This window comes from Amycolatopsis sp. NPDC045836, from assembly GCF_056431745.1.
The window spans coordinates 154,689-166,867 of record NZ_JBWKKF010000008.1 but is presented as its reverse complement, the minus strand read 5'-3'; the positions used below and the strand labels follow the sequence as shown (position 1 = coordinate 166,867).

The following is a 12,179-nucleotide window of genomic DNA, read 5'->3' as shown; positions in this document are numbered from 1 at the left end:
TGGTTCACCACTATAGTCCACTTTCGTGGCAGCTCAGTGGTCCAGTTCCCGCGATGTCCACCTCGACTGGCAGCCGGGCTCCGGCCAGCGCGGCCTGGCCGAAGCGATCCGGCGGGCGATCCGGTCCGGCAGGCTCGAGACCGGAACCGCCCTGCCTTCGACCCGCGCGCTGGCCGAAGACCTCGGTCTCGCCCGGGGCACCGTCACCAAGGCCTACGCCCAGCTCGCGGTCGAGGGTTACCTCCGGACCAGCCAGGGAGCGCCGACCAGGGTGGCCGCCATCGCCGCTCCACCGGCCTCGCCGGCCCGGCCGGGACCGGGCAACGGGGCACCAGCTGACGCCCGCTGGAGCCTGTTGCCCGGCCGGCCTGATCTGGCCGCCTTCCCTCGCGCGGAATGGCTGGCGGCCACCCGGAAGGTGCTGCAGCACGCACCTCCCGACGTGTTCGGCTACACCGACGACCTCGGCGCGCCCGCGTTGCGCACCGCTCTCGCCAGGTACCTCGCCCGCAGCCGTGGCGTGGTCGCCGAACCGGACCGGATCCTCGTGTGCGGGGGCTTCGCACAGGCCATCTCGTTGCTCGCCACGGCCCTGCACCACCGGGACGTGCACGAGATGGCCTTCGAGGACCCGTCCCTGCCCCGCTTCCGCGACCTGGCCAGGGCCGCGGGGCAGCGCATCACCGGGGTACCGGTGGACGAATCCGGCCTCCGGGTGCCCGAACTGGACAGTCCGGTGGCCGTGGTGACGCCCGCCCACCAGTTCCCGCTCGGGGTCACCCTCGCTCCCGAGCGCCGGGCCGAACTCGCCCGGTGGGTGACGAGTTCGGGGGCGTTCGCGGTCGAGGACGACTACGACGGCGAATTCCGGTTCGATCGGGAACCGGTCGGCGCCCTGCAGTCGCTCGCTCCCGAGCGTGTCATCTACGCGGGCACGGCGAGCAAGACCCTGGCGCCCGCGCTGCGCCTGGGCTGGCTCGTGCTCCCCCGTGCCCTCGTGGAACCGGTGCGTGCCGCGATGGCCGAGCGCGGTGCACGGCCACCGGCACTCGGCCAGCACGTCCTCGCCGAGATGCTCGAATCCGGCAAGTACGACCAGCACGTGCGCCGCCGCCGAGCGGCCTACCGCAATCGCCGGGACCGGCTGCTGTCCCTGCTGCCGCGGCCGCTGCGACCGTCGGGGATTTCCGCGGGACTGCACCTGCTGATCCCGCTGCCCGCTGCTGGGCCAAGTGAAGCGGAAGTGCTCGCTCACGCGCGCCGGCATTCGCTCGCGCTCGAAACACTCCGCAGCACCTGGATCTCCCCCGGTCCTCATCGGCAAGGCATCGTCGTCGGCTATGCCGCGCCTGCCGAGCATGCCTTCACCCCTGCCGTCGACGCCCTGATGGCCACCCTGCGGGACGCCGGCGTCAGTTCTCCAGAAGGTTGACCCTCCTTTCCGCGTGCCCGGCGCGCCACACGGTCACAGGGCCCTCGCCTTCCGCCAGCCGGCGATCTTCTGCTCGGTGGCCGCCACCATGCCGTCGAAGATCGCGTCACCCACCAGCAGTCGCAGCGGCGGGTCCTCAGTGCCGACCACCTTCAGCACCGCCGCCGCGACCTCGGCCGGATCGCCTTCCACGAAGTCGCCGTGATCGGCCGCCAACTCCTCGCGCACGGCGTCATACGCGGGATTGGCGACGGCGATCCTCATGCTGGAGCCACCCCAGTCGGTGGCGTAGCCGCCCGGTTCCACCAGCGTCACCCTGATGCCGAACCGGCCGACCTCGTGGGCCAGCGCCTCACTCATTCCCTCCAAGGCGAACTTGCTCGCCGCGTACAGCCCCGCGGTGCCGAAGGTGGCCACTCCACCGACACTCGAGATCTGCACGATGTGCCCCGAGCCCTGGGCACGTAGTTGCGGGAGCACGGCCTGGGTCACCCAGAGGGCACCGAAGAAGTTGGTGTCCAGCTGCGCGCGAGCCTCTTCCTCGGTGACCTCCTCGACCGCGCCGAGCAGACCGTAACCCGCGTTGTTGACCACGACGTCGAGCCTGCCGAACGCCGCGATCGCCTTGCCCACCGTGTCGAAGACCGCCGTCCGGTCATCGACGTCGAGGGGCAGCACGACGAGCCGTCCCTGATGTTCCGCGACCAGGTCGTCCAGTGCAGATGGCCGCCTTGCCGTGCCGACGACCTTGTCCCCGGCCGCGAGCGCGGCCAGCACGAACTCACGGCCGAAGCCCCGGCCGACGCCCGTGACGAACCAGACGCGCGATGAATCCGCTCGAGTCATTGATTTCCTCCCAATCGCGAGACGAGACGTCTCGTTGCCCGCTCAGCATGACCCAACGATTCGACGATGTCAAGACGAGACGTATCGACTCGTCTCGTGCTATGGTGATGTCATGAGTGAGGCCCGGGGCCCGGATCCCACGCGCCGCAGTGAACGTTCGCGGAAGGCGATCCTGTCCGCCGCGATGGAACTGGTGACCGAGAGCGGATACGCGAAGACCTCGATCGAAGGGATCGCCGCGCGAGCCGGCGTCGGCAAGCAGACGATCTACCGCTGGTGGCCGTCCAAGGCCGCGGTGATCTTCGACGCGGTCCTCGACCTGACCGAGGGAGAGCAGGGCTTCAGCCTGCTCGACACCGGTGACCTGAGAGAAGACCTGAAGCAGGCATTGCGGGCGACCGCGGAGGAACTGGCCAATCCGAAGTTCGATGTTTCGTTCCGGGCACTGGCGATCGAGATCCAGTACGACGCGAGCCTGGCGACGCACTGGCGGGAGAAGATGCTCGGTCCCGCGCTGGACGCCACCAAGGACCGGCTGCGCAGCGCGCAGCGCAGCGGTGAGATCGAAGCCGACCTCGATCTCGACGTGGTGGTCGAACTGCTCTACGGACCGCTCTACCACCGCTGGCTCCTGCAGACCGCGCCGGTTTCCGCCGAACACGCGGACGCCGTGGTCGACCTGGCCATGCGAGCGTTGAGCCGATAACTGCGCTGTCGGCGAACTCGCCCGCGCACGACGAAGGTGCTGCTTACTGTCGGCGGCATGAAGATGATCGAGGTCGTTCCGAACCTGCGCCTGCTCCGGTTCGCGGTCGGCCAGGCCTACCTGTGGCGAGAAGACGACGAGCTGACGCTGGTGGACACCGGCTGGGCCGGTGACGGGACGAAGATCGCGGAGGCGATCAGGGAACTCGGGCTCGACCGGGAGAACCTGACGCGTATCGTGCTCACCCATTTCCACGAGGACCACGCCGGAGCGGCTGCGGAACTTCGCGCGTGGGCTGATGCGCCGGTGCTCGCGCACCGGCTGGACGCACCGGTGATCCGTGGTGAGGCGCCGCCACCGGAGCCTCGGCTCACCGAGTGGGAACGGCCGTTGTACGAGCGGGTGACGAGCGGAAAGCTCGTCGGTCCCCCGTCGCCGGTGGACCACGAGCTCGAACATGGTGACGAGATCGATTTCGGTGGTGGCGCCCGGGTGCTCGCCATTCCGGGGCACACGGAGGGCAGCATCGCCGTGCACCTGCCGCGGCACGGTGTGCTCTTCACCGGGGACACCATCGCCGAGCACGAGGGGCAGATCATTCCCGGCGTGTTCAACCTGGACGTGGAACGAGTGCACCAGTCGTTCCGTGAGCTGGCGGCATTGGAGACGGAGGTGGCGTGCTTTGGCCACGGCGATCCACTGACCACGGACGCCGGCCGGACCCTGCGGAGGTCGGCCGAAGCACTCGGCTGACCGAAAGCGAAGGCGATCGAACGATACCCGCCGAGAGGCGGGCGAAGCGTGGACGGCATGTCCACAAAGGAGTCATTGGAGCTTGCCGAGGAAGGGCGGTGGTTGACTCGAAGGTGTCAGGTGCGGAGGTCGTCGATCAGGCGCTCGGCCGCGGCGTAGGGGTCCAGTTCGCGACCGGCGACAGCGTCGGCCAGCTCGGCGAGCCGGTCACCACCGCGTAGGTCGACCAGTTCGGCGCGGAGGCGTTGCAGTGCGATCGCCTCGATCTCGCCGGCGGCGCGAGCTGCTCGGCGGCGATCGAGTTCGCCTTCGGCCACCAGCCAGTCGTGGTGCTCGCCGAGTGCTTTGAGCACGTCGTCGGCACCTTCGTCGCGGGAGGCCACGGTGCGCACGATGGGCTGGCGCCAGCTGGGGCCACGCATCTCGCGGCGGCCCATCGCAATCATCTGCTTGAGTTCACGCACGGTGGCGTCGGCGCCTTCGCGGTCGGCCTTGTTCACCACGAAGACGTCCGCGATCTCCAGCACACCGGCCTTGGCCGCTTGGATGCCGTCACCCATGCCGGGGGCCAGCAGGACGACGGTGGTGTCGGCGAGCCGGACGACATCCACTTCGGACTGCCCAACGCCGACGGTCTCGATCAGCACGATGTCGAACCCGGCGGCGTCGAGCACGCGGACCGCCTGCGGGGTGGCCCAGGCGAGGCCGCCGAGGTGACCACGGGTGGCCATGGAGCGGATGAACACGCCGGGATCGGTGGCATGTTCGCCCATCCGCACCCGGTCGCCGAGCAACGCACCGCCCGAGAACGGAGAGGAGGGATCGATCGCCAGCACGCCGACGCGCTTGCCCGCGGCGCGCAACGCCGTGATGAGCATCGAGGTGGAAGTCGACTTGCCGACGCCCGGTGGTCCGGTGAGGCCGACGAGCCGGGCCCGGCCGGTGTGCGAGGTCAGCGCGGCAGCGACCTCGCGTAGCTGCGGATGGGCGTCCTCCACGAGCGAGATCAGTCTCGCGATGGCGCGGGGGACCCCATCCGCGGCACGGGCGACCAGTTCGCCGACGTCGACCTGGACGGGCAACTCAGGCCTTGGGCACCGAGAGCAGCAGCGCGTCACCCTGGCCGCCGCCACCGCACAGGGCGGCGGCGCCGAGGCCACCGCCGCGACGGCGCAGCTCGTGCACCAGGTGGACGACCAGACGGGCACCGGAGGCGCCGATCGGGTGGCCGAGCGCGATGGCGCCACCGTCCACGTTGACCTTGTCGTGGTCGAGGCCGAGCTTCTTGGCCGAGACCAGGCCCACGGCAGCGAAGGCCTCGTTGATTTCGACCAGGTCGAGGGCGCTGACGTCGAGCTTGGCCTTGGCCAGTGCGGCCTTGATCGCGTTCGACGGCTGCTCGTGCAGGCTCGCGTCCGGACCGGCGACAACGCCGTGCGCGCCGATCTCGGCGAGCGGGGTGATGCCCAGTTCCTCGGCCTTGGCGCGGCTGGCGACCACCACGGCGGCGGCGCCGTCGGAGATCTGGGAGGCGGAGCCGGCGGTGATGGTGCCGTCGGCGGCGAACGCCGGGCGCAGTTTGGCCAGCGCGTCGGTGGTCGTGTCGGCGCGCACACCCTCGTCGGTGTCGAAGACGATCGGGTCCTTCTTGCGCTGCGGGATCTCGATCGGCGCGATTTCGTCGGCGAAGCGGCCGGCTTCGATGGCGGCGGCGGCCCGCTGGTGCGAACGGGCGGAGAACTCGTCCTGCTCCTCGCGGGTGAGGCCGTAGCGCTCGTTGTACTTCTCCGTCGAGGAGCCCATGGCGACCTGGTCGAAGGCGCAGAACAGGCCGTCGTGCGCCATGTGGTCGAGCAGGGTGGTGTCGCCGTACTTGAAGCCGGAGCGTGACTTCGGCAGCAGGTGCGGCGCCTGGGTCATCGACTCCTGGCCACCGGCCACCACCAGGTCGAACTCGCCGGCGCGGATCAGCTGGTCCGCCAGGGCGATGGCGTCGAGGCCGGAGAGGCACACCTTGTTGATCGTCAGCGCGGGGACGTCCATCGGGATGCCGGCGGCCACGGCGGCCTGCCGGGCCGGGATCTGGCCCGCGCCGGCGGTGAGCACCTGACCCATGATCGTGTACTGCACCGATTCGGGTGAAACTCCGGCGCGCTCGAGCGCCGCCTTGATGGCGATTCCGCCGAGTTGCGCACCCGAGTAGTCCTTCAGCGAACCGAGCAGCCTGCCGATGGGCGTCCTGGCCGCACTCAGGATGACCGAGCTGGACTGGGTTCCGGACATGTGCAGCCTCCAACGGCGAACGACGGCGGTCTGCTCGACCATACCGGGCGGTGTGGCTTCTTGAATGAGTCAGTGTGAGCTGACGCACGACGCCTTTTCGCGGAACAGCACCTATTGTCGCTTCCCATGAATGAAGCGCTGAAGCCGTTCGTCACGACGATCGACCACGTCGGCGTCGCGGTCGCTGACCTCGACGCGGCGATCGCCTTCTACGCCGACACCTTCGGTCTCGAGGCGACGCACGTCGAGACCAACCACGACCAGGGCGTTCACGAGGCGATGCTGCACGCGCCGGGCGACCACGACGGACCGGCCGTGCAGCTGCTCGCGCCGTTGTACCCCGATTCGACCATCGCCAAGTTCCTCGACAACCGCGGGCCGGGGCTCCAGCAGCTCGCCTGCCGGGTGTCCAATGTGGAAGAGGCGATGGCCGCGCTGAAGGCGAAAGGGCTGCGGGTCATCTACGACACCCCGCGGCCGGGTACCGCGGGGTCCCGGGTGAACTTCGTGCACCCCAAGGACGCCGGTGGCGTGCTGATCGAACTCGTCGAGCCCGCCGCGGCCAAGGCCGAGGACTGACCGGCGGCTACGTGGCCGGGGCAGCCTTGAAGGTCAGCGCCCTGGCGATGAAGTTGAGTTCGCGCTCCATCTGCTCCGGCTGATCGTCTTCGGCGTGCCGGGCGACCGAATGCCGGTAGCTCACGGCCAGGGCGAGCAGCCCGGCCGCGCTCTCCACGTCGGTCATCGCGAGGCCGCCGACGCCCGCGGCCAGGATCACCGCCTCGACCTGGCGGACGAGCACCTTGAATCGATCCTGAAGCGCGTCGCGCACGGCGTGGTGCGTGTCGGCCTCACGCCACAGCAGGTGGGAGAGCACCTGCGAGGCGCCGAGCCGCTGGTCCAGCTCGGAGACCAGGCGGCGCAGGCTCTCGGCCAGGTCACCCGGGACCACCACGCGGGAGGGTTCCACGTGCTCGTCGGGCAGGCGCTCGACCAGTGCGCTCAGCAGGTCCGCCTTGCGCTTGAAGTAGTAGTGCACCAGGCCCTTCGGCACGCCGGCCCGTTCGGCGATGCGGGAGGTCGGGGTGGCGTCGAACCCGTGCTCCGCGAAAAGCTCCTCGGCGGCGGTGAGGATGCGTTCCTTGGCCGATGCGTCCTCGCCGGTCTTGCCCCGTGCCACCGACCCCACCCCTTCTGCGTGTGCCGGGCCCCACGGTATCCCGCCGGGGCCCGGGCCACGCGAATCGTCAGTGCTGCCCGGCTGTCCGGTCGTGGGCGGCGTTGGCCACCGGCAGCGCGGTCGCGCCGGCGATCATGGTGAGCCCGCCGATGATCCACGAGGACCACGCGGCGCCCATCATGTCCGAGTACCCGATCACCCACGGCGAAATGAACAGCAGCGCACCCAGCACGATCTGGATGCCCTCGCCGTAGACCAAACCCGGCATGGCCAGCGAGACCAGGCCGTCGACGGCGACGAGGGCGCCCAGCACGATGAGCGTCCACATGGCCGCGTTCTCGGTCTCCATCCACAGCGGTGTCAGCACCGCCACCACCCCGAGCAGGACCTCCGCCCAGTCGTGCGGACGGGTCCACGGGCTCGTCGACATCTCGCGCACCGAGATCACCTCCGTTTGCCACTCGGACCGTGTGTCTCGCGGTCCGCCTCCGATTTTCCTCCTTGGTTGGCCAGCCGGTCAAACATGACTAGGTAACGAACCCGGGTAGCGCCAATACGCTCGTCGGGGGATTTCGGCGTGGTCGAAATCTCTTCCAGTTGAGCCCGGCGTTACTCGCCAGTAGTTTCTAGCGAACCGCGCCGACCCACGGAGGTCCGATGAGCGAGATCCAGCAGATCGCCCAAGCTGTGCTGTCCGGGGAGCCGCGCGAGGTGGCTTCGCTCGCCGTGCCCGAGAGCTACCGCGGGATCACCGTGCACGCCGACGAGGTCGGCATGTTCGAGGGCCTCGAGAGCCGCGACAAGGACCCGCGCAAGTCCCTGCACCTGGACGAGGTGCCCACACCGGAGCTCGGGCCGGGTGAGGCGCTGGTGGCGGTGATGGCCAGCGCGATCAACTACAACACCGTCTGGACCTCGATCTTCGAGCCGCTGCCGACGTTCAAGTTCCTGGAGCGCTACGGCAGGCTCTCGCCGCTGGCCAAGCGCCACGACCTGCCGTACCACGTGGTCGGCTCCGATCTGTCCGGCGTGGTGCTGCGCACCGGGGCGGGGGTGCACACCTGGAAGCCGGGCGACGAGGTGGTCGCGCACTGCCTGAACGTCGAGCTGGAGAGCCCGGACGGGCACAACGACACGATGCTCGACTCGGAGCAGCGCATCTGGGGCTTCGAGACGAACTTCGGCGGTCTCGCCGAGATCGCACTGGTCAAGGCCAACCAGCTGATGCCCAAGCCCGCGCACCTGACCTGGGAGGAAGCCGCCTCACCGGGGCTGGTCAACTCGACCGCCTACCGGCAGCTGGTCTCACGCAACGGTGCCGACATGAAGCAGGGTGACGTGGTGCTGATCTGGGGCGCCTCCGGTGGCCTCGGCTCCTACGCCACCCAGTTCGCGTTGAACGGCGGCGCCATCCCGGTGTGCGTGGTGTCCAGCCCGGAGAAGGCGGAGATCTGCCGCAAGATGGGCGCCGAGCTGGTCATCGACCGCAACGCCGAGGGTTACAAGTTCTGGAAGAACGAGCACGAGCAGGACCCTAGGGAGTGGCAGCGGTTCGGGGCGAAGATCCGCGAGCTGACCGGTGGTGAGGACCCGGACATCGTCTTCGAGCACCCGGGCCGCGAGACCTTCGGCGCCTCGGTCTACGCCGCGCGCAAGGGCGGCACGATCGTCACCTGCGCGTCCACCTCCGGCTACCTGCACCAGTACGACAACAGATACCTGTGGATGAACCTCAAGCGGATCATCGGCTCCCACTTCGCGAACTACCGCGAGTCGTGGGAGGCGAACCGGTTGATCGCGAAGGGGCTGATCCACCCGACCCTGTCCAAGGCGTACCCGCTCGCCGAGACCGGTCAGGCCGCGCTCGACGTGCACCGCAACGCTCATCAGGGCAAAGTGGGCGTGCTGTGCCTGGCTCCGGAAGAGGGGCTGGGCGTCCGTGACCACGAACTGCGCGCGAAGCACATAGCTGCGATAAACACCTTCAGAGGTGTGTGACGCCGCGGGCTAGGGTGGACCAATGAGTCTTGGCGACGACAGGGAACTCGTCCCACTGGGAGCCGGCTTCGACCTGGAGAAGCGGGGTTACCACCGCGCCCAGGTCGATGACCACCTCGAACGGCTCGACGGTGAGCTGAAGATGCTCACCTCAGACCGCGACGCGGCGATTTCGCAGGCCGGCGACCTGGCCCGCCAGCTGGAGATCGCCCGCAGCGAGATCGCCGAGCTGCGGGGTCAGGTCGACCGGCTGTCGCTGCCGCCCACCACCCTCGAAGGGCTTTCCGAGCGCCTGCAGCGCATGCTGCGGCTGGCGCAGGAAGAGGCTTCGGACACTCAAGCCCGTGCCGAAGCCGAGGCCGCGCACATCCGTGCCAAGGGTGAGTCGGACGCGGCGGCGCTGCGGGCCGAGCACGAGGTGCGGCTGAAGCAGCTCGACGAGCGCCGCGAGGAGATGGAGGCCGAGCACCGCAGCGTCCTGGAGAAGGCGCGGGCCGAAGCGGACAAGCTCCTGCAGGCGGCCAAGGACGAGCGCGACCGCCTCGACGCCGAAGCCGAGCAGCGCCGCACGCAGGTCGAGGAAGACTTCGAGATCGCCATGGCGGCGCGCCGGACCGAGGCCATGCGGGTGCTCGCCGAGCAGGAGGCGACCAGCAAGGCCGAGGCCGAGCGCCGGCTGCGCGAGGCGACCGAGGAAGCCGCGCGGATCCGCGCGAAGGTGGCCGAGGAGGAAGCCGCGGCGAAGGCGGACATCGAACGCCGTCAACGCGAGTCCATCCAGGACGCGAACAAGCGCAAACAGGACTCGACGAACGAGGCGAACGCGCGGCTGTCCGAAGCCGCGGATGAGGCCCGGCGCCGGGTGCGGGAGGCCACCGAGGAGGCCAACCGCCGGATCAACCACGGCCTCGAGCGCGTGGAGGCCCTGCGCAAGCTCCGCGAGGGCATCGCCAACCAGGTGCAGGCGGCACGCAAGGTGCTTTCGGAGGCCGAGGCCGTGCTGCACCAGGAAACCCCCGGCGGCGCCACGGTGACCCCGCCGAGGAAGCCCGAACCGGAGCAGCCGAAGCCCTCGGGCGGCTCCGCCGAAGCAACCGTGAAACTGCCGAAGCCCGCTCCCCAGCCCGCCCCGCGCAAACCGGCTCCGGGGCAGCGTCCGGCGCAGGCCCGGCAGCAACCCTGACCCACCAGCACACGCCGATCGCAGGAGGAAGACGAATGAGCGCCTACCAGACCGTGGTTGTCGGCACGGACGGTTCCGACTCTTCGTTCGCCGCGGTGGACCGGGCGGCCGCGGTCGCCGGGGACGCCGGGGCGACCCTGGTGATCGCCTGCGCCTACTACCCCGCCGCCAAGCAGGACGTGGAGAAGGCGCAGGACGTGCTGGGCGACGAGGCGTACCAGGTGGTGGGCTCCGCGCCCGCGGAGGACACCCTGATCTCCGCGCGTGACCGGGCGGCCAAGGCGGGTGCGACGAAGGTCGAGACCGTCGCGGTGGTCGGTGAGCCGGTGGAATCGCTGCGCAAGATCGTCGCGCAGCACTCGGCCGACCTGCTCGTGGTCGGCAACCGGGGGCTGAACACGCTGGCCGGGCGGCTCCTCGGCTCGGTGCCGTCGGAAGTGGCCCGCAAGTCGGGTGTGGACGTGCTCATCGTGCACACGACCTGAGGTGCCGACGGACGGGGGTGATCCCGGCGAGCTGCAACAGCGCTTGGAGAAGGTGCTGCTCGGCGGCAGGCGCCGCTACACGCGGCTGCAGGTGGTCGAGAAGGCCGGCGTGCCCGAGGACCGGGCCCGGCGGCTCTGGCGGGCGCTGGGTTTCGCCACCGTCGAGGACCACGAGGTGGTGTTCACCGAAGCCGACGTCGAGGCCATGCGCACGGCGGACAACCTGATCCGGGCCGGTCTGGTCGACGCCCGCGTGGAGACCGCGGTGACCAGGGCGCTGGGCCAGCACCTGTCGCGGCTGGCCGAGTGGCAGGTCCACATGTTGTGGGAGCTGATCAACGAGAGCCCGGAGCTGGGGCGGAACGAACGGCAGATCGCGCGGCTGGTGGACCGGCTGCTGCCCGAACTCGAGCGCGTGCAGAACTTCGTCTGGCGCCGCCACCTGGCCGCCTACGCCGGGCGGGCGCTGGCCACCCCGGACGAGGACCTGGAGGCCCGCAGCCAGGTCGTCGGCTTTGTGGACATGGTCGGCTTCACCCGGTTGACCAGGCGGATCGACGAAACCCAGCTCGACCGCATCCTGGACGCCTTCGAGACGATCGCCGCCGAGGTGATCGCCGAGCACCACGGCCGGATCGTGAAGATGATCGGCGACGAGGTGCTGTTCGTGGCCGACACCGCGGCCGACGCCGCCGAGATCGCGCTCACGCTCAGCGAACGCGTCGAAGCCGACCCCACGTTGCCCTCGGTGCGCGCCGGGATGGCAGCCGGGCGCATCCTGAGCCGTTTCGGTGACGTTTACGGATCGGTGGTCAACCTGGCTGCCCGGCTCACCTCGGTGGCCAAGCCCGGCACCATCGTGGTGGACCGCGAACTGGCCGCCGACCTGTCCGGGAGACCGGCCTACGAATTGCGTTCACGGCGTGCGGTTTCCGTTCGCGGGTACAGCAGGCTGAAACCGTGCTCGTTACGCCGGGCGCGTGAACGGCCGGGCAACCGCTTCGAGAGCAGCCAGCAACTGGCCGCGGAGATGCTTGGCCTGCGACAAGCCCGCGCCGAAGGCCCGGACAACGAGATCGAACCGGATTTTCCCGGCTACCGCCCGTAGCCGGAACGGGTGCGCTAAGCATCGCCCGTTTTCCTTATTTCGCCTACGTCTGAGCACGCGTAGAGTGACTCCGCGCACTCAAACGGACACTCTCAGCTCTCATCCTGTTGAGTTAGCCCATTTCCTGAGGAGGTGACCCCTGTGCGCGCCGACCCCGGCCGAGACCGGAAGCGGACGCGATCCCCGCTCCAGGAGATCTTCTGGA

13 protein-coding genes are annotated in these 12,179 nt (G+C 69.5%); 8 read left to right on the top strand and 5 right to left on the bottom strand.

Features of this window, described 5'->3' with window-relative positions; genetic code table 11:
• The first annotated feature begins 25 nt into the window (after window positions 1-25).
• On the top strand, window positions 26-1,432 hold the full coding sequence (pdxR, locus tag AC07EG_RS17325) for a MocR-like pyridoxine biosynthesis transcription factor PdxR (protein WP_478254106.1): 1,407 nt from the start codon (window positions 26-28) through the stop codon (window positions 1,430-1,432).
• A 33-nt stretch (window positions 1,433-1,465) separates the two neighbouring features.
• On the opposite strand, the gene AC07EG_RS17320 is transcribed toward pdxR, so the two are convergent.
• The gene (locus AC07EG_RS17320) at window positions 1,466-2,278 is read right to left on the bottom strand and encodes an SDR family NAD(P)-dependent oxidoreductase (RefSeq protein WP_478254105.1); all 813 of its coding nucleotides are present in this window, start codon (window positions 2,276-2,278) and stop codon (window positions 1,466-1,468) included.
• Between the two features lie 112 nt (window positions 2,279-2,390).
• Between AC07EG_RS17320 and AC07EG_RS17315 the strand changes: the two genes are divergently transcribed.
• Together AC07EG_RS17315 and AC07EG_RS17310 are read left to right on the top strand one after the other, a co-directional pair.
• Window positions 2,391-2,984: a TetR/AcrR family transcriptional regulator gene (locus AC07EG_RS17315; protein WP_478254104.1), complete on the top strand. Its 594-nt coding sequence runs from the start codon at window positions 2,391-2,393 to the stop codon at window positions 2,982-2,984.
• Window positions 2,985-3,041: 57 nt separating this feature from the next.
• A complete protein-coding gene (locus AC07EG_RS17310; protein WP_478254103.1) occupies window positions 3,042-3,737 on the top strand; it encodes an MBL fold metallo-hydrolase in 696 nt (231 codons plus the stop codon).
• A gap of 116 nt (window positions 3,738-3,853) precedes the next feature.
• Here the strand turns inward: AC07EG_RS17310 and meaB are convergent, their stop codons facing one another.
• On the bottom strand, window positions 3,854-4,819 hold the full coding sequence (gene meaB / locus AC07EG_RS17305; RefSeq protein WP_478254102.1) for a methylmalonyl Co-A mutase-associated GTPase MeaB: 966 nt from the start codon (window positions 4,817-4,819) through the stop codon (window positions 3,854-3,856).
• A 1-nt stretch (window position 4,820) separates the two neighbouring features.
• A complete protein-coding gene (locus tag AC07EG_RS17300; RefSeq protein ID WP_478254101.1) occupies window positions 4,821-6,020 on the bottom strand; it encodes an acetyl-CoA C-acetyltransferase in 1,200 nt (399 codons plus the stop codon).
• 126 nt (window positions 6,021-6,146) lie between these two features.
• Between AC07EG_RS17300 and mce the strand changes: the two genes are divergently transcribed.
• On the top strand, window positions 6,147-6,599 hold the full coding sequence (gene mce / locus AC07EG_RS17295; protein WP_478254100.1) for a methylmalonyl-CoA epimerase: 453 nt from the start codon (window positions 6,147-6,149) through the stop codon (window positions 6,597-6,599).
• 7 nt (window positions 6,600-6,606) lie between these two features.
• Here mce and AC07EG_RS17290 read toward each other — a convergent pair whose 3' ends face one another.
• Window positions 6,607-7,200, bottom strand: a complete 594-nt coding sequence (locus AC07EG_RS17290; protein ID WP_478254099.1) for a TetR/AcrR family transcriptional regulator — start codon at window positions 7,198-7,200, stop codon at window positions 6,607-6,609.
• A gap of 67 nt (window positions 7,201-7,267) precedes the next feature.
• Window positions 7,268-7,630, bottom strand: a complete 363-nt coding sequence (locus AC07EG_RS17285) for an SPW repeat protein (protein ID WP_478254357.1) — start codon at window positions 7,628-7,630, stop codon at window positions 7,268-7,270.
• A 227-nt stretch (window positions 7,631-7,857) separates the two neighbouring features.
• Here AC07EG_RS17285 and ccrA point away from each other — a divergent pair, with 227 nt between their 5' ends.
• From ccrA to AC07EG_RS17265, 4 genes are read left to right on the top strand one after another with little or no spacing between them, the layout of a single operon-like run.
• Window positions 7,858-9,198, top strand: a complete 1,341-nt coding sequence (gene ccrA, locus AC07EG_RS17280) for a crotonyl-CoA carboxylase/reductase (protein WP_478254098.1) — start codon at window positions 7,858-7,860, stop codon at window positions 9,196-9,198.
• A gap of 22 nt (window positions 9,199-9,220) precedes the next feature.
• Window positions 9,221-10,381: a chromosome segregation protein gene (locus AC07EG_RS17275; RefSeq protein ID WP_478254097.1), complete on the top strand. Its 1,161-nt coding sequence runs from the start codon at window positions 9,221-9,223 to the stop codon at window positions 10,379-10,381.
• Window positions 10,382-10,416: 35 nt separating this feature from the next.
• Window positions 10,417-10,866 (top strand): universal stress protein, encoded by a 450-nt coding sequence (locus AC07EG_RS17270; protein ID WP_478254096.1) that lies wholly within the window; start codon window positions 10,417-10,419, stop codon window positions 10,864-10,866.
• A 1-nt stretch (window position 10,867) separates the two neighbouring features.
• Entirely contained in the window at window positions 10,868-11,974 is a 1,107-nt protein-coding gene (locus tag AC07EG_RS17265) for an adenylate/guanylate cyclase domain-containing protein (RefSeq protein ID WP_478254095.1), read from the top strand.
• The last annotated feature ends 205 nt before the right edge of the window (window positions 11,975-12,179 follow it).